Source organism: Duganella sp. 1224 (genome assembly GCF_013408245.1).
Classification (GTDB): Bacteria; Pseudomonadota; Gammaproteobacteria; order Burkholderiales; family Burkholderiaceae_D; genus Rugamonas.
On record NZ_JACBYS010000002.1, the window covers coordinates 46,163 to 63,677 of the forward strand.

Annotated in this window: 14 protein-coding genes; 10 read left to right on the forward strand and 4 right to left on the reverse strand. The window is 65.2% G+C overall.

Annotated elements, in window-relative coordinates:
- Positions 1-24 precede the first annotated feature (24 nt).
- The 3 genes from eno to FHW58_RS12295 form a co-directional block, all read right to left on the reverse strand.
- A complete protein-coding gene (eno, locus tag FHW58_RS12285; RefSeq protein WP_179673446.1) occupies positions 25-1,308 on the reverse strand; it encodes a phosphopyruvate hydratase in 1,284 nt (427 codons plus the stop codon).
- Between the two features lie 220 nt (positions 1,309-1,528).
- On the reverse strand, positions 1,529-2,383 hold the full coding sequence (gene kdsA, locus FHW58_RS12290) for a 3-deoxy-8-phosphooctulonate synthase (RefSeq protein WP_179673447.1): 855 nt from the start codon (positions 2,381-2,383) through the stop codon (positions 1,529-1,531).
- Positions 2,380-4,029 (reverse strand): CTP synthase, encoded by a 1,650-nt coding sequence (locus FHW58_RS12295; RefSeq protein ID WP_179673448.1) that lies wholly within the window; start codon positions 4,027-4,029, stop codon positions 2,380-2,382. The genes kdsA and FHW58_RS12295 overlap by 4 nt, the downstream gene beginning before the upstream one ends.
- A 144-nt stretch (positions 4,030-4,173) precedes the next feature.
- Here FHW58_RS12295 and FHW58_RS12300 point away from each other — a divergent pair, with 144 nt between their 5' ends.
- Both FHW58_RS12300 and FHW58_RS12305 read left to right on the forward strand, forming a co-directional pair.
- On the forward strand, positions 4,174-4,593 hold the full coding sequence (locus FHW58_RS12300; protein ID WP_179674196.1) for a PRC-barrel domain-containing protein: 420 nt from the start codon (positions 4,174-4,176) through the stop codon (positions 4,591-4,593).
- Positions 4,593-4,769 carry a hypothetical protein gene (locus FHW58_RS12305; RefSeq protein ID WP_179673449.1) on the forward strand — a complete coding sequence of 59 codons (177 nt, stop codon included), beginning with the start codon at positions 4,593-4,595 and terminating at the stop codon, positions 4,767-4,769. The genes FHW58_RS12300 and FHW58_RS12305 overlap by 1 nt, the downstream gene beginning before the upstream one ends.
- Here the strand turns inward: FHW58_RS12305 and FHW58_RS12310 are convergent.
- Positions 4,766-7,927 (reverse strand): error-prone DNA polymerase, encoded by a 3,162-nt coding sequence (locus FHW58_RS12310; protein ID WP_179673450.1) that lies wholly within the window; start codon positions 7,925-7,927, stop codon positions 4,766-4,768. The genes FHW58_RS12305 and FHW58_RS12310 overlap by 4 nt on opposite strands.
- A gap of 204 nt (positions 7,928-8,131) precedes the next feature.
- Here FHW58_RS12310 and FHW58_RS12315 point away from each other — a divergent pair, with 204 nt between their 5' ends.
- The 8 genes from FHW58_RS12315 to FHW58_RS12350 all read left to right on the forward strand — a co-directional run bounded on the left by FHW58_RS12315 (position 8,132) and on the right by FHW58_RS12350 (position 17,508).
- Complete coding sequence (locus FHW58_RS12315; protein ID WP_179673451.1) at positions 8,132-8,929, forward strand: PhzF family phenazine biosynthesis protein; 798 nt, start codon at positions 8,132-8,134, stop codon at positions 8,927-8,929.
- A 108-nt stretch (positions 8,930-9,037) separates the two neighbouring features.
- Complete coding sequence (locus tag FHW58_RS12320; protein ID WP_179673452.1) at positions 9,038-11,437, forward strand: TonB-dependent siderophore receptor; 2,400 nt, start codon at positions 9,038-9,040, stop codon at positions 11,435-11,437.
- A gap of 55 nt (positions 11,438-11,492) precedes the next feature.
- Complete coding sequence (locus FHW58_RS12325; protein WP_179673453.1) at positions 11,493-11,807, forward strand: hypothetical protein; 315 nt, start codon at positions 11,493-11,495, stop codon at positions 11,805-11,807.
- 83 nt (positions 11,808-11,890) lie between these two features.
- Positions 11,891-12,364 carry a DUF2844 domain-containing protein gene (locus FHW58_RS12330; protein ID WP_179673454.1) on the forward strand — a complete coding sequence of 158 codons (474 nt, stop codon included), beginning with the start codon at positions 11,891-11,893 and terminating at the stop codon, positions 12,362-12,364.
- Positions 12,365-12,375: 11 nt separating this feature from the next.
- Entirely contained in the window at positions 12,376-14,073 is a 1,698-nt protein-coding gene (locus FHW58_RS12335) for a DUF3443 domain-containing protein (protein ID WP_179673455.1), read from the forward strand.
- Between the two features lie 71 nt (positions 14,074-14,144).
- Positions 14,145-16,262 carry a bifunctional 2',3'-cyclic-nucleotide 2'-phosphodiesterase/3'-nucleotidase gene (locus FHW58_RS12340; protein WP_179673456.1) on the forward strand — a complete coding sequence of 706 codons (2,118 nt, stop codon included), beginning with the start codon at positions 14,145-14,147 and terminating at the stop codon, positions 16,260-16,262.
- Position 16,263: 1 nt separating this feature from the next.
- On the forward strand, positions 16,264-16,989 hold the full coding sequence (locus FHW58_RS12345; protein WP_179673457.1) for a tetratricopeptide repeat protein: 726 nt from the start codon (positions 16,264-16,266) through the stop codon (positions 16,987-16,989).
- Positions 16,990-17,028: 39 nt separating this feature from the next.
- Complete coding sequence (locus FHW58_RS12350; RefSeq protein ID WP_179673458.1) at positions 17,029-17,508, forward strand: cytochrome P460 family protein; 480 nt, start codon at positions 17,029-17,031, stop codon at positions 17,506-17,508.
- Positions 17,509-17,515: the final 7 nt, after the last annotated feature.

Below are 17,515 nucleotides of genomic sequence, written 5' to 3' on the forward strand. Positions count from 1 at the left end.
ATTGCTCCGGCCGCGCTTGCTTAATTACTTCAGATTATAGAACGCGTCGCGGCCAGGGTAAGAAGCGATGTCGCCCAGGTCTTCCTCGATGCGCAGCAGCTGGTTGTACTTGGCCATGCGGTCCGAGCGCGACATCGAGCCGGTCTTGATCTGCAGCGCGTTCAGGCCGACAGCGATGTCGGCGATGGTGGCATCCTCGGTTTCGCCCGAACGGTGCGAGATCACGGCGGTGTAGCCGGCGCGCTTGGCCATTTCGATGGCGGCGAAGGTTTCGGTCAGCGTGCCGATCTGGTTGATCTTGATCAGGATCGAGTTGGCGATGCCTTTCTGGATGCCTTCCTTCAGGATCTTGGTGTTGGTGACGTACAGGTCGTCGCCCACCAGTTGCACCTTCTTGCCCAGCGCGGCGGTCAGGATGGCCCAGCCTTCCCAGTCGCCCTCGTGCATCGCGTCTTCGATCGAGATGATCGGGTACTTGTCGGCCCAGGTGGCCAGCAGGTTGGTGAACTCGGTGGCGGTCAGCGACAGGCCCTCGCCTTCCAGCTCGTACTTGCCGTCCTTGTAGAACTCGGAGGCGGCGCAGTCCAGGCCGATGGCGATCTGGGTGCCTGGCTCGTAGCCGGCTTCCTCGATCGCCTGGATGATCAGCTTGATCGCCTCTTCGTGGTTGGCCAGCGACGGCGCGAAGCCGCCCTCATCGCCAACGGCGGTGTTCAGACCCTTCTTGTGCAGGATCTTTTTCAGCGTGTGGAACACTTCCGCGCCGTAACGCACGGCTTCCTTGAACGAGGGCGCGCCGACCGGGATGATCATGAATTCCTGGATGTCCAGGTTGTTGTCGGCGTGGGCGCCGCCGTTGATCACGTTCATCATCGGCACCGGCAGCTGCATCGCGCCGGAACCGCCGAAGTAGCGGTACAGCGGCAGGCCGGCTTCCTCGGCGGCGGCCTTGGCCACGGCCATCGACACCGCCAGCATGGCGTTGGCGCCCAGGCGCGACTTGTTTTCGGTGCCGTCCAGGTCGATCAGAGTGCGGTCCAGGAAGGCTTGCTCATTGGCGTCCAGGCCCATGATGGCTTCCGAGATTTCGGTGTTGATGTTTTCGCAGGCCTTCAGCACGCCCTTGCCGAAGTAGCGCTTCGGATCGCCGTCGCGCAGCTCGATGGCTTCGCGCGAACCGGTCGACGCGCCCGACGGCACGGCGGCGCGGCCCATCACGCCCGACTCCAGCAGCACGTCGCATTCGACGGTGGGATTGCCGCGCGAATCGATTACTTCACGGCCGATAATATCAACAATAGCACTCATGTCATTCTCCAAAGTTAGGCGATACGAAGTCGCGCCGCGTCTTTACGCGCGTTGCGAACGATAACGGGAATTGTACCCGGTCAAGACAAGATTGCTAAATATTCCACACGCAACTGTGGCTTTAGCCCCCCGTCATTCCGGCGCAGGCCGGAATCCATAGAACCTCTGAGTAGCAAGCTCAGCATGGATTCCGGCGTGCGCCGGAATGACGGGCTGTTTTTCAGTTGAAGCTGTTCTCCAGGAAGCCAGCTTTTTTGGTGATGCGGTCCAGCTCGATCAGGGTGGACAGCAGGTCCTTCATGCGGCCCAGCGGCACGGCGTTGGGGCCGTCTGACAGCGCTTCCGCCGGATTCGGGTGGGTTTCCATGAACAGGCCGTCGACGCCGACCGCCACCGCCGCGCGCGACAGCACCGGCACCATCTCGCGCATGCCGCCCGACGAGGTGCCGTTGCCGCCCGGCAGTTGCACCGAGTGGGTGGCGTCAAACACCACCGGCGCGCCGGTTTCGCGCATGATGGCCAGCGAGCGCATGTCCGACACCAGGTTGTTGTAGCCGAACGAGGCGCCGCGTTCGCAGGCCATGAAGTTGTCTTCCGGCAGGCCGGCTTCCTTGGCGGCGGCGCGCGCCTTGTCGATGACGTTCTTCATGTCATGCGGCGCCAGGAACTGGCCCTTCTTGATGTTGACCGGCAGGCCGGACTGCGCGCAGGCGACGATGAAGTCGGTCTGGCGGCACAGGAAGGCCGGCGTCTGCAGCACGTCGACGACTTTCGACGCCACCGCGATGTCCTCGATGGTGTGGACGTCGGTCAGCACCGGCACCTGCAGCTCGCGCTTGACGTCGCCGAGGATTTCCAGGCCCTGCTCGCGGCCGGGGCCGCGGTAGGATTTGCCCGACGAGCGGTTGGCCTTGTCGAACGAGGCCTTGAAGATGAACGGGATGCCCAGCTCGGTGGTGATCTCCTTCAGCGTGCCGGCGGTGTCGAACGCCATCTGGCGCGACTCCACCACGCAGTTACCGGAAATCAGGAAGAACGGCTGGTCCAGGCCGACGTTGAATCCGCACAGTTTCATGCTGCCTCTCCTGCTGCCTTGTGGGCCAGCGCTGCCTTGATGTAAGACGTGAACAGCGGGTGGCCGTCACGCGGGGTGGATTTGAATTCCGGGTGGTACTGCACGCCCATATACCATGGGTGGGCGTTGTCGCCGCTGCGCGGCAGTTCCATGATTTCGCACAGGTCCTCGGTCGGCGTGCGCGCCGCCACCACCAGGCCGGCCGCTTCCACGCGCGGCAGGTAGTGGTTGTTGGCCTCGTAGCGGTGGCGGTGACGCTCGGTCACCACGGCACCATAGATTTCCGAGGCCAGCGTGCCCGGCTTGATGGCGCAGGTCTGCGCGCCCAGGCGCATGGTGCCGCCCAGGTCGGAGTTCTCGTCGCGCTTCTCGACCTTGCCGTCCTGGCCCTGCCATTCGTCGATCAGGGCCACCACCGGCTGCGCGGTGTCGAGGTCGAACTCGGTCGAGTTGGCCTCGGTCAGGCCGGCCTTGTGGCGCGCGTATTCGATCAGCGCCACCTGCATGCCGAGGCAGATGCCGAGGTAAGGAATCTTGTTTTCGCGGGCGAACTGGGCGGCCATGATCTTGCCTTCCACGCCGCGCTTGCCGAAGCCGCCCGGCACCAGGATGGCGTCGTACTTGGCCAGGTCGGCGCAGCCGGTGGTCTCGATCTCTTCCGAGTCGATGTACTCGATGTTGACCTTGCACTCGTTGTGGATGCCGGCGTGGCGCAGCGCCTCGGTCAGCGACTTGTACGACTCGGTCAGCTCGACATACTTGCCGACCATGCCGATCGACACCTCGGTCTTCGGATGCTCGAGCGTGTAGATCAGCTTGCTCCAGACCGACAGGTCGGCCGGCGCCGGGTTGATGTCCAGGGCGTCGCAGATGATGGCGTCCAGGCCCTGGTCGTGCAGCATCTGCGGCACCTTGTAGATGGTGTCGACGTCCCACACGGAGATCACGGCCTGCTCCTCGATGTTGGAGAACAGCGAGATCTTGGCGCGCTCGTCGTCCGGAATGCGGCGGTCGGCGCGGCACAGCAGCGCGTTCGGCGAGATGCCGATTTCGCGCAGCTTCTGTACCGAGTGCTGGGTCGGCTTGGTCTTCAGCTCGCCGGCGGAGGCGATGTACGGCACCAGCGTCAGGTGCACGAAGGCCGCGTTCTTGCGGCCGGCGCGCAGGCTCAGCTGACGGGCCGCCTCCAGGAACGGCAGCGACTCGATGTCGCCGACGGTGCCGCCGATTTCGCACAGGGCGATGTCATAGCCTTCCGCGCCGCGCCGGATGTAGTCCTGGATTTCGTTGGTGATGTGCGGGATCACCTGCACGGTCTTGCCCAGGTACTCGCCGCGGCGTTCCTTGCGGATCACCGATTCGTAGATCTGGCCGGTGGTGAAGTTGTTCACCTTTTTCATGCGGGTGCTGATGAAGCGCTCGTAGTGGCCGAGGTCGAGGTCGGTCTCGGCGCCGTCATCGGTGACGAACACTTCGCCGTGTTGCATTGGAGACATCGTGCCGGGGTCCACGTTGATGTACGGGTCCAGCTTGAGCATGGTGACTTTGAGGCCGCGCGATTCGAGGATCGCAGCGAGGGAGGCAGCGGCGATCCCTTTACCAAGGGAAGACACGACGCCGCCGGTGACGAAGACAAATTTGGTCATTGCGGAAGGTGCCGAACGGCACATGCGGGAAATTGAAATTATACCCTAAAACGGCCGATTCTTCATCTGCCATGTGCATCAGCGTACAGACTCGGCCCGCCCGAAAGAGCAAGATGACAACTCAATACTGAAAGGAGATTCATGATGAGCTACGAAGATCGTGATCAATATGGCATGTATGTCGACAGCGGCCACAAGGGCCCCGGCCCGGAGCTGATGGGCGCCGACACCCTGATCGGCGACCACGTCCACAACCTGCAAAATGAACACCTGGGCGAGATCAAGGAGATCATGCTCGACATGCGCACCGGCAAAATCGCCTACGCGGTGATGGCCTCGGGCGGCGTGCTGACCCTCGGCGAAAAACTGTTCGCCGTGCCGTGGGAAGCGCTGACGCTGGACACCGTCAACAAGCGCTTCACGCTCAACATCGACAAGGAACGCATTGAGGCGGCGCCTGGCTTCGACAAGGATGACTGGCCGGACATGGCCAACCAGACCTGGGCCAGCCAGGTGCACAACTACTACGGCATCGGCGGCGACACCCGTCCGGGAGCGCGATAATGTTCGCCGCCATCGTGGTGCTCATCGGCATCGCCGGTCTGGCGGGCCATTGGCTGTATCGCAACTACCTGCGCCGTCCGAGGCGGCTGCAGGATGGCATGCCCGTCATGCTCAGCAGTTGGGCCGACGGGCAAGAATCCATGGTGGCGGTACATTTGCGACGCCGCGGTCGCTAACAGAAATCACGGCTGGCGGTCGGCAGCCGGCCCAGCAGGTGCGACATGTCCACCAGCTGATGGGCCACCAGGTGGCGCACCATGCCCTCCTGCTGCCACACGCCATACACCCCCAGCAGCGGCGCGCTCAGCACTTCGCGCCGCTGCTTCTCCAGCAACGACGGCCAGATGATGACGTTGACGCTGCCGGTTTCATCCTCCAATGTCATGAAAATCACGCCCTTGGCGGTGCCGGGCCGCTGCCGCACCGTGACCAGGCCGCAGGCGCGCGCCACCATGTTGCTGGTGTAGGTGTTGAGCACCTCGGCCGGCATGAAGCGGTGCTTGCGCAGCGTTGCGCGCAGCAGCGCCAGCGGATGGCGGCGCAGCGTCAGGCCGTGCGAGCGGTAGTCGCCGAGGATGTCCTCGCCCTCGCTGGGGGCGTCCAGCGCCGGGGTTTCCTCGTCGGGCAGCGTGGGGCGCAGCAAATCCTTGTCCGGCACCGCGCCGACCGCCTGCCACAGCGCCTGGCGGCGGTGGCCGGACAGGCTGCGCAGGGCGTCGCCGCCGGCCAGCACGTGGAGCGCATGGCGGTCGAGATCGGCCCGCCGCGCCAGGTCGGCGACGCTGGCAAACGGCTGCTGCGCGCGCGCCTGTTCGATGCGCGCCGCCACCTCGGCGCCCATCCCCTTCAGCATGTTCAGCCCGAGCCGCACGGCCGGCTGCCCGCGCCGGCCGGCCGGCTCCTCCAGCGAGGTCTCCCAGCCGCTGACGGTGACATCGATCTCGCGCACCACCACCTCATGCCGCTTGGCATCCTGCACCAGTTGCGACGGGCTGTAGAAGCCCATCGGCTGGCTGTTCAGCAACGCGCACAAAAACGCCGCCGGCTGGTGGCGCTTGATCCATGAACTGGCGTAGCTGAGCAGCGCGAAACTGGCCGAGTGCGATTCCGGGAAGCCGTACTCGCCGAAGCCCTGGATCTGCTTGCAGATGGCCTCGGCAAAGTCGTCGTCATAGCCGCGCGCGCGCATGCCGTCCTTGATCTGCTGCTCGTATTTGTCAACGCCCCCCTTGCGCTTCCAGGCAGCCATGGCGCGGCGCAGATTATCGGCTTCGCCCTCGGTAAAGCCGGCCGCGATCTGGGCGATTTGCATCACCTGTTCCTGGAAGATGGGCACGCCCAGCGTTCTGCCAAGCGCCTCCTCCAGCCGCGGCGGATAGTTCACCAGCCGCTTGTCCATGCGCCGCTGCAGGTAGGGATGCACCATGCCGCCCTGTATCGGCCCTGGCCGCACAATCGCGACTTCGATGACCAGATCGTAATACGTCCTCGGCCGCAGGCGCGGGAGCATGCTCATCTGCGCGCGCGATTCGATCTGGAACACGCCGATGGTGTCGGCCTCGCAGATCATGTCGTAGGTGGCGCGATCCTCGGCGGGAATATCCTGCATGCGGAAGGGGGCGCCGCGCTGCGCACTCAGCAGCTTCAGCGACCGCTGCAGCGCGGACAACATGCCCAATGCCAGCACGTCCACCTTCATCAGGCCCAGCTCTTCCAGGTCATCCTTGTCCCACTGGATGACGTAGCGGTTTTCCATGGTGGCTTTTTCGATCGGCACCAGCCGCGTCAGCTTCTCGTGCGAGATGACAAAACCGCCCGGATGCTGCGACAGGTGGCGCGGGAAACTCAGCAGCGCAAACGCCAGCGCCGCCCACTGCAGCGCCAGTTGCGAGTCCGGCTCCAGTCCGCATTCGACCAGCCGCTGCATCAGTTCGTGGCGGCTGTCGAACCAGCGCTGCGACTTGCACACCTTGTCGATGATCGCCAGGTCCACGCCCAGCGCCTTGCCGCTGTCGCGCAACGCGCTCTTGGGGCGATAGCTGATCACCACGGCCGCCAGCGCCGCCCTGTCATGGCCGTATTTCTCGTAGATGTACTGAATGACCTCCTCGCGCCGCTGGTGCTCGAAGTCGACGTCGATGTCGGGTGGCTCGTTGCGCTCCTTGGAAATAAAGCGGCCCGTCAGCATCCTGCTGCGCTCGGGGTCCACCTCGGTCACGCCGAGGCAGTAGCACACCACTGAATTCGCGGCCGAGCCCCTCCCCTGGCACAAAATATCCTGCGACCGCGCGAAGCGCACGATGTCGTACACCGTCAGAAAATACGACTCGTACTTCAGCTCGGCGATCAGCACCAGCTCTTTTTCGATCTGGTCGCGCACCTTGGGCGAAGCCCCCCCCGCCCAGCGCCGCAGCGCGCCCTTTTCCACCTCCTGCCGCAGATAGCTGGCTGGCGTATGGCCGGCGGGAATCAGCTCGTGTGGATATTCGTATTTCAGCTCAGTCAGGCTGAAAGTGCATTGCTCGGCAATGCGCAGCGTCTCCGCCAGCGCCGCGTTGGGATACAGATTGGCCAGCTGCACGCGTGAACGCAGGTGCTGTTCGGCATTCTGCGCAAGTTCGTAACCGCACTCGCTGACTGGCTTGCCAACGCGCACCGCTGTCAGCGTATCCTGCATCGGCTTGCGCGACCGGACATGCATACAGACGTGGCCGACAGCCACCACCGGCATCCGGTGCTGCGACGCCACCTCATCGATGCTGACCTTGTGCGCCTCATCGAAGGCGCGCAGCAGCAGGTTCAAGCCCATCCAGGCGCGCCCTGGAAACGTCGCCTCCATCCACGCCGCCTGCGCATGCAGCCGGTCCACATCGTCAGGACGATGCGCAGGATAGTCCGGCAGCAGGATCAGCAGGCAATCCGGCAATCCCTTCAAATGCGCAAACGCCGGCGGCGGCGCCGCCAGATCGGCCGGCGTCAGCAGATAACTGCCCTTGGCCACGCGGTTGCGCCCGATCGTGATCAGTTCACAAAGATTGCCATAACCATCACGGTTCTTGGCCAGCGCGACGAACGACAGCGCCGGCGTGCCATCCGGATTGGTCAGCCGGAAATAGCTGCCAATAATCAGCGGAAAATCGGCCTCCTTGGCCTCGGCGTGAGCGCGCACTACGCCTGCCAGCGAGCATTCATCGGTAATCGCCAGCGCCGCATAGTCGAGCTGTACCGCGCGCGCCACCAGCTCCTGGGCATGCGAAGCGCCTTGCAGAAACGAAAAATTGGACAAGCAGAACAGCTCGGCATAGGCCGGCAGTCCATGGGCGGGCAGGTTCATAATGGATACTGTGTTTTTATACAGTATTTTACACTACCCGCCAGTCGACACCTGGTTACGCTGCGACGGACCGGCAAGCAGCGGTGGCCCGGCACAACGCGAAACGCTTTGTCATAATGCCCTTCCTCATCAACATTGCATTCTTCTATGGCACGCGCGCAGCGCGGCACAGGATGCGATGAAACGCAGAAACGGAGACTCCGAATGCAAACGACGCAAGTGCAAGAACTGCTGTGCTTTGGCATCACCGCCGGCGAGGGCAATCCCGCCTTGGTGGTGCAACACGACCATTCCAACGCCGCGCAGCGCCAGCAGTTCGCCAGGGAGCGCAACAAGCCGGCCTGCGTGTTCATCGACATGGCGGCCGACGGCGGCATCGTGCTGGATTATTTTTACCCGCACACGCGCAGCCCGCTGTGCTCGCACGCCACGCTGGCGGCCGCGCGCGTGTTGCTGTCGACCGAGCGGCCCAGGCTGGACGTGCGCACCGCCATGCACGGCCAGCCACTGACGCTGATCCTGCATGACGGCGAGGTGTTCCTGCAACTGTCGCCGCAAGTCCCGCCGGCTGTGATTGTCTCCGCCGCGCTGGCGCGACAATTGCTGGCCGCGCCCGGCATCGCGCTGGCCTCGCCGCCGGCGATCGCCTCGGTGGGCAGTCCCAAGCTGCTGCTGGAGGTGGCCGACAGCGCCGCGCTGCAGGCGCTGGCGCCCGACCTGCCCGCCATCGCCGACTGGGGCCGGCAGCACGGCGTCAGCGGCGCCTATGCCTGGTGCCGCCGGCCGGACGGCGCGCTGGAGGGCCGCAGCTTCAATCACCTCGACCCGGCCGCCGAGGATGGCGCCACCGGCGTCGCGGCCGGCGCGCTGTCGGTGCTGCTGCAAACCGGCGTCACCGTGTACCAGGGCGCCAGCCTGGGCACGCCGTGCAAGCTGCGCACTGAGTTCCTCGGCGAAAGTATTTTAATTGGTGGAAAAACCGAGTTACGTAGTGCTACGTAGAGGGAGACGGCGAGTGGCGCGCGCAAACAACAGAAAAGAGTGTTTGCATGGGAAAGTGATACAAAAACGTCTATCCATATGAAATATTTGCATAGAATCAAATTTTTCATGGGAGAGGACAACGTGTTCAAAACAAAAACTTTGCGGAAGGCCGTCCTGGTCAGCTTGTACGGCGCCAGCGCTGTTGCCGTCACCCCAGCCACCTATGCCCAGACCGACAGCTCGATGCAGTCGGTCAGCGTGGTCGGCTCGCGCCGCGCCACCAGTTCCGCCACCGACACCGTGGTACCGGTCGATGTCATCCCGCTGAGCAAGGTCAGCGAATCGGGCGGCCAGTTCGACCTGGCGCAGACGCTGACGTATATTTCCCCGTCGTTCAACTCGACCCGCCAGACCGGCTCCGACGGCGCCGACCTGGTGGACTCGGCCGCGCTGCGCGGTCTCGGCTCGGACCAGACGCTGGTGCTAATCAACGGCAAGCGCCGCCACACCACCGCGCTGGTCAACCTGTTCGGCGCGCGCAACCGCGGCAACACCGGCACCGACATGAACGCGATTCCGCTGATGGCGATCAAGGACGTGCAGGTGCTGCGCGACGGCGCCGCCGCCCAGTACGGCTCGGACGCGATCGCCGGCGTGATCGACATCGGCCTGAAAAAATCCAAGGGCTGCGAAGCGGTCGCCGGCTTCAGCGAGTATTCGCGCCGCGACGGCAAGAACTACCTGGCCTCGGCCTACTGCGGCGTCGAGATCGGCGCCGGCGGCGTGCTCGGCATCACCGGCGAGTACCTGGACCGCGGCCGCTCCAACCGCGCCGAGGATGGCAATCCGCGCACCATCGGCGACAGCAAGACCAAGAACCAGACCATCTACCTGAACGGCGAACTGCCGACCGTCGGCACGGGCCGCCTGTACCTGACCGCCGGCGCGCAGGACCGCGACGCATCCTCCGGCGCCTGGGCGCGCGGCGGCATCGACAGCGACGACATCCCGTCGCGCAACTCGGCCGCCATGTACCCGAACGGCTTCGTGCCGTTCATCAACGCCACCATCCACGACCGCTACGCCACCATCGGCCACCGCAACCAGCTGGGCGAGTGGAATATGGACCTGTCGCAGACCTACGGCTACAACAAGATGATCTACGACATCAGCAACACGCTGAACGCGTCGATCGCCAACAAGGACCTGCTGGCCGGCGGCAAGGGCATCAGCCCGACCAGCTTCAATGCCGGCGGCTTCTCGTTCGAGCAGCTGACCACCAACCTCGACTTCAACCGCTACTTCGACGGCTTGGTCGGCCGCGGCCTGAACGTGGCGTTCGGCGGCGAGTACCGCCACGAGAACTACAAGATCTACGCCGGCGAGCCGGGCTCGTACATTGACGCCGACGGCGTCGGTTTCGGCGGCAACGCCGGCAGCCAGGGCTTCCCCGGCTTCCAGCCGGCCGACCAGGTCAACGCCAACCGCCACAGCATCGCCGCCTACCTCGACCTGGAAGCCGACCTGACCGACACCGTCAAGGCCCAGGGCGCGGTGCGCTACGAGAAGTACAGCGACTTCGGCTCGACCACCACCGGCAAGCTGGCCGGCAGTTGGCGCGTGGCGCCGACCGTGCTGCTGCGCGGTTCGGCCTCGACCGGCTTCCGCGCGCCGTCGCTGCAGCAGATGTATTTCTCGTCGACCTTCACCGACTTCATCGGCGGCGTGCCGACCGACGTGGTGCTGGCGCCGAACGACAGCGCGGTCACCAAGCTGGCCGGCATTCCCAAGCTGAAGGAAGAAAAATCCACCAGCTTCACGCTGGGTTCGACGTGGACGCCGGTGGAGGCCGTGTCCGTCACCGCCGACCTGTACCAGATCAAGATCAAGGACCGCATCGTGCTGTCCGGCCGCTTTGACGACAGCAACTACCCGGACCTGGCCGCCAAGCTGGCGACGCTGGGCGTGGGCCAGGCGCAGTTCTTCGTCAACTCGGTCGACACCAAGACCAAGGGCCTGGACCTGACCGCCTCGCACAAGACCAATTTCGGCGCCGACAAGCTGACCACTTTCCTGGCGCTCAACGTCAGCAAGACCGAGGTGACCGGCATCCACGCGCCGGCGTCGCTGCGCGGCTATGAGGACGTGCTGCTGTCGGATAAGGAACGGCTGTACATCGAGCAGGGCGCGCCGCGGTCCAAGGCCACGCTGGGCTTCGATTACACGCACAGCGCGTGGGAAACCGACCTCAAGCTGATCTACTTCGGTCCGCAGACGCTGGGCACCTACAGCGGCACCGCCGCCGGCGTGCCGAACCAGCACTACGCGGCCAAGGCCTCGGCTGACCTCGCCTTCACGTACACCATCAACAAGAACATGAAGTTCACGTTTGGCGGCAACAACATCTTCAACGTGCATCCGAGCGTGCAGAATCCGGACGAGACCGACAATGGCTTCAAGTACGAGTCGGTGCAGTTCGGCCTGAACGGCGCGTCCTACTTCGGCAGGCTGTACGTGAAGTTCTGAGCTGGCTCAATATCGCGCGTTTGACGGCGACAATCACGAGGCATACGATCCTGGTATGGAAACCAGGATCGCAAAACTCGAAGAACTCATGGCCGACACGCGCGAGCTAGTCATCGACACGCGCGCGAGGCTGGAACAGTGCGCGACCAAAGCCGACCTTGCAGCACTACGGGCCGAAATGCACAAAGGCTTTGCCGACATCATCAACTGGGTGGTGGGCACGGCGATTGTCATGAGCGGTACCGGCATTGTCGTTATGACTTTTGTACTCAACAATGCCGTACCGACAGCGCCCCCACCACCTCCGCAACCGATTGTGATCTACACCCAGCCAGCCCCCCCCGCTCCCGCCGCGCCGCCGCGCATGTAACGTTTTATTACATATCGCTAACCTAACCCAACGCGTGACCGTTCTAGACTAGCATTGTCTTTTTTCCCGGCAATGGAGCGTCTATGCGCCGCGCATTCACCTTGATGATCATTTTGTCCATGCTGCAAGGCGCTCTCGCCTGGGCCGCACTGGGCAGCACACCGTCCGATTTCGGCGCCGCCACCACGCAGACCAGGATGGCCGCGCGCAGCCTGGCCGCGACCAGCGCGACCTCAGCGCCCAACGCCGTCTACACCATCACCCAAAGCACGCTCGACAGCGGCACCGTGGTGCGCGAGTACGCCGACGCCAGCGGCATCGTCTTCGCCGTCAGCTGGAAGGGACCGGCCCTGCCCGATCTGCGCACCCTGCTGGGCGACAAATTCACCGTCATGACCAGCAACGCCGCCAAGCGCCCCAAGGCCGGCCACTCGCAACTGGCCGTCAACCAGTCCGACGTGGTCATCGTCTCCAGCGGCCACATGCGCGCGTTCGAGGGCCAGGCGTGGCTCCCGAGCGCCCTGCCGGCCGGCTTTGACACCGCTACCATCGAATAAGGAAAGTCCGCATGAAATTGATGCATTTTGCCGGCGCCTTGCTGTGCCTGGTATTGGCCGCCTGCGGCGGTGGCGGCGGCTCCGCGTCCACCGCGTCCACCACCGGCAGCACCGAATCGATGGCGTCGCTGACGCCGGTCATCAGCATCAGCGCCACGCCCACCGCCACCACCAGCGGCCAGGTCGTGACGTTGACCTGGAGCGTCGCCAACGCCAGCGGCGACAGCTGCACCGCGTCCGGCGCGTGGAGCGGCACGGTGGCCACCAGCGGCACCCGCGCTGTCACCGCCGGCGACCCCGGCACCGCCAACTACACGCTGACTTGCGGCAGCGTCAGCAATACCGCCGTGGTCACGGTGGCCACGCCGCCGCCCTCGCCCACCGTCAGCCTGACGCTGGCGCCGGCCAACATCACCACCGCCCAGAGCACCACGCTCAGCTGGTCGTCGGCCAACGCCACCAGTTGCACCGCCAGCGGCGCCTGGAGCGGCAGCAAGGCCACCTCCGGCTCGGTGACCATCACGCCCACGGCGGCCGGCAGCTTCACCTACAGCATGAGCTGCACGGGCGACGGCGGCAGCGCCAGCGCCAGCAGCGCGCTCAGCGTCACGGCCGCGCTCAGCAACAGCAGCGCCATCGTGGTTGACAGCGGCCCGAGCGGCGTCAGCGGCGTGATCAACGTGCCGTATGTCAGCGTCACCGTCTGCCGGCCCGGCACCAGCACCTGCCAGACCATCGACCACGTGCTGCTGGACACCGGCTCCTACGGCCTGCGCCTGCTGGCCAGCCAGCTCAATTCGACGCTGGCGCTGCCCGCCGTGAGCACCGCGTCCGGCGCCGACGCCGGCGCCTGCGGCAAGTTCGTCAGCGGCTACACCTGGGGCGCGGTGCGCCAGGCCGACGTCAAGCTGGCCGACGAGGTCGCGTCCGGCATCCCGATCCAGGTGATCGGCGACAGCGGCGCCAGCTATGCCAGCACGCCGTCCAGCTGCAGCAGCGCCGGCGCCAACCTCGGCAGCTTGTCGGCGATGGGCGCCAAGGGCATCCTCGGCGTCGGCATGTTCAAGCAGGACTGCGGCAGCTCGTGCGCCAACGCCGCCATCAGCGGCGCCTACTATGCCTGCGCCAACGGCGCCTGCACCCCCAGCGCCATGCCGCTGTCCAGGCAGATCAGCAACCCGGTGGCCTCGTTCGCCGTCAACAACAACGGCCTGCTGATCAGCATGCCCAGCGTGAGCACGGCCGGCCTGACCTCGGTCAGCGGCACGCTGGTGTTTGGCGTCAACACGCAGAGCAACAACACCATCGCCAGCGAAACCATCTTCAAGGCCAACAACAGCGGCGACTTGACCACCACCTACAACGGCAAGGCCTACAGCGCCAGCTTCATCGACAGCGGCTCGAACGGCTACTTCTTCGCCGACAGCAGCCTGCGCCAATGCTCGGGCGGCGATTTCTACTGCCCGGCCGCGCCGGTGTCGCTCAGCGCCACCAACACCGCCGCCGATGGCAGCGCCAGCGGCGCGGTCAACTTCACCGTCGTCAACGTGGTCAACCTGGCGTCCACCATCAACGCCGCGCAAGTCGGCGGCACCGCGTCCGGCAACTACTTCGACTGGGGCCTGCCGTTCTTCTACGGCCGCCGCGTGTTCGTGGTGATGGAAAACAATACGGTGGCAGGCAAGGCCGGGCCGTATTGGGCGTATTAATTGCGCGATGTCATAATGTTGTCACGCTAGATAGCTAAAGTCGCAACCTTGAATTTTCTTTCGAGGTAGCGATGAAACTGAATCTGGTGATGCTGGCCGCCATGACCGCGGCCGGCCTGGTGGCCTGCGGCGGCGATAATACTCCTGTCGCGGTGACGCCGCCCGCCACGCCGGCGATCCCGGAAGGCACGACGGTCACGCTGGCGCTGTTGGAAACCACCGACATCCACGCCAACGTGATGAGCTATAACTACTACTCGCTGGCCGAGGACACCAGCCTGGGCCTGGAGCGCACCGCCTCGCTGGTCAAGGCCGCGCGCGCCGAGAACCCGAACAATCTGCTGCTGGACGACGGCGACACCATCCAGGGCACGCTGCTGGGCGACCTGCAAGCCGTCACCAAGCCGATCGCCTGCACCGACACGCTGGCCGTGCACAAGGTCATGAACTTCATGAAGTACGACGGCGGCGGCTTCGGCAACCACGAATTCAACTACGGCCTGCCCTACCTGAGCCAGGTCACCAACACCGATTTCGGCATCCCCGGCGTAAGCAAACCGAGCGGCACCTGCGGCGCGCCTGCCTTCCCGCTGGTGCTGACCAACGTCACCGGCGTGGCCAGCGGCAAGCCGATCGTGCAGCCGTACACGCTGCTGCCGCGCACCTTCTCGGCCACCAAGCCGGACGGCAGCAAGCTGGACGTGAAAATGAACATCGGCATCATGAGCTTCGTGCCGCCGCAGATCCTCGAATGGGACCAGAAGAACCTGGCCGGCAAGGTCGCCGTCACCGGCGTGCAGGAAGCTGCCAAGCAGTACGTGCCGGAGATGCGCAGCAAGGGCGCCGACCTGGTGGTGGCGCTGTCGCACGGCGGCCTCGACCCGAGCGCCTACAGCCCGAAAATGGAAAACGGCTCCTACCACCTGACCACCACCGGCATCGACGCGCTGTTGATCGGCCACTCCCACCTGATCTTCCCGAAAGGCAAAGAGACCGGCGCCGCCGCGCTTGATCCATCGTTCGCCGCCTTCCCGGCCAGCGCCAACATCGACGCCATCAATGGCTTCGTCAACGGCGTGCCGACCGTGATGGCGCAGAGCTGGGGCCGCCGCCTGGGCATCATCAAGCTGACGCTGGCTTACACCAACGGCAAGTGGGTGGTGCAGCCGGCCAAGACCACGGTGGAATCGCGCGGCTTCAAGTACACCGACGGCACCACCAACATCGCCGCCGACAGCAGCGTCGCGCCGCTGGTGGCCACCGAGCACGCCGCCACCATCGCCTACGCCAAGCAGCCGCTGGGCGTGACCACCGACTTCGAGATGTCCTCGTACTTCGCGCTGGCCGGCGACGTCAGCGCCATCCAGCTGGTGAACCAGGCGCAGCTGGCGTACGTGAAGAACTTCATTGCCACCAGCACCGACGCCACCATCGCCAGCTACAAGAGCATTCCGGTGATCTCGTGCAGCGCGCCGTTCAAGGCCGGCCGCAACGGCCCGACCGACTTCACCGACGTGGCGCCGGGCGCGTCGTCGGCGGCGCCGGTCGGCCTGCAGGTGCGCAATCCGGGCGACCTGTACCTGTACTCCAACAACAACCTGCAGGCGGTCAAGATCAAGGGTTCCGACCTGAAGAACTGGCTGGAGGCGTCGGCCAAGCAGTTCGGCCAGATCGATCCGGCCAAGACCAGCGAACAGGACCTGGTGCCGAGCTACAGCACCATCTACAACTACGACGTGTTCTACGCCGAGAACAACGCGCTGACCTACCAGATCGACGTCACCAAGCCGGTCGGCAGCCGCATCGTCAACCTGACCTACAACGGCAAGGCGGTGGCCGATGGCGATGACTTCATCGTGGCCACCAACGATTACCGCGCCGGCGGCGGCGGCGCGGTGCCCGGCATCGATGGCAGCAAGACCATCATCAAGTCGCCGGACGCCAACCAGACCGTGGTCAGCAACTACCTGAGCGCGCAGGGCGCGGCCACCGGCAAGGTGACGCTGGCCAACAACGGCAGCGCGCGCAGCTGGAGCTTCGTCAAGGTGGCGACCGCCGGGCCGGTGATCCTGCGTTCGGCGCCCGGCCACCTGGCGGTGGCCCAGGGCAGCGGCCTGGCGGCGGTGACCGCCGAGGGCGCGCTGGACGCCAGCGGCTTCGCCAAGTACACCATCGACCTGAGCAAGTGAGATGCGCGCGCTGACCGCAGTATTGCTGAGTTCGGCTTTGCTGTGCGGCTGCCAGATGCCGCACGAAAAACCGACCTCGGCACAAATCGAAGTCGTCGGCATGAAGGCCAGGCAGGAGGCCGATCCGCACGCCGAGCGCAAGCTGATGGCGTGGGCCGGGCAGCACCTGCCGGTCGCGCAGCGCGAACTGGCGATTCTGTACCAGTCGCGTCCGGCGCAGCGCGCCGACGCGCTCGCGCTGTTTGCGCGCGCGGCGCGCGCCGGCGATGTCGAGGCCGCCTTCCAGCTGGGCGAGATGCTGCGGCTGGGCGCGCCGGGCGTGGCGGCCGCGCCGGCGGCGGCCGCGCCGTGGTATGCGCTGGCGGCGCAGCGCCAGCACGCGAGGGCGGCGCTGACGCTGGGGCTGATGGTCAAGAACGGCAACGGCGTGCCGCGCGATCCGGCGCGGGCGGCCGGCCTGCTGACCCAGGCGGGTGAGCTGGGCAATGCACACGCGATGTTCCTGCTGTCGAATCTCTACCGCGAGGGCGAGGGCGTGGCGCGCGATCCGGTCAGGGCGCGCGCATGGCTGCGCGAGGCCGCCGAGCACGAGTATCCGCCGGCCATCCAGGAACTGGCGATGACGATGCAGACCGGTGACGCACTAACTCAAAAAGATGAGCTGGGAGCCACCCACTTGATGATGGAAGCCAGCGAGCACCGGCGCAATAATTGGAACCGGTTCTGAAGCATCACGGCTTCCGGGCCGTCATCTCAGGAGAATCCAATGAAAGCACTGTTCACCGCGCTGCTGCTGGCCAGCGCCGGGCTGGCCCAGGCGGCGCCGCCCAACGCCTCGCCGATCTACGGCGTCACCGTGCCGGAAGGCTACCGCAAATGGCAATTCATCGCCCCGGCCCACGAGACCCCGCCGCTGGACGAACTGCGCGTGGTGGTCGGCAATCCGGTCGCCATGGCGGCCATCGAGAAAAACCAGTTGCCCTTCCCTGACGGCACCATCCTGGTCAAGCTGGCGTGGAAACACGTGCAATCGACCGAATCGCCGCCGGCCTACGTGCCGGGCAAGGCCACCACGGTGCAGGTGATGGTCAAGGACTCGAAGAAATACGCGGCCACCGGGGGCTGGGGCTTCGGCCGCTTCGTCAACGGCAAGCCGGTGGACGAGGCCCAGCATCAAACCTGCTGGGGCTGCCACCAGGCGCTGGTCAAGAACCACGACTTCGTCTTCACCCGCTTCGCGCCGTGACGGTTGG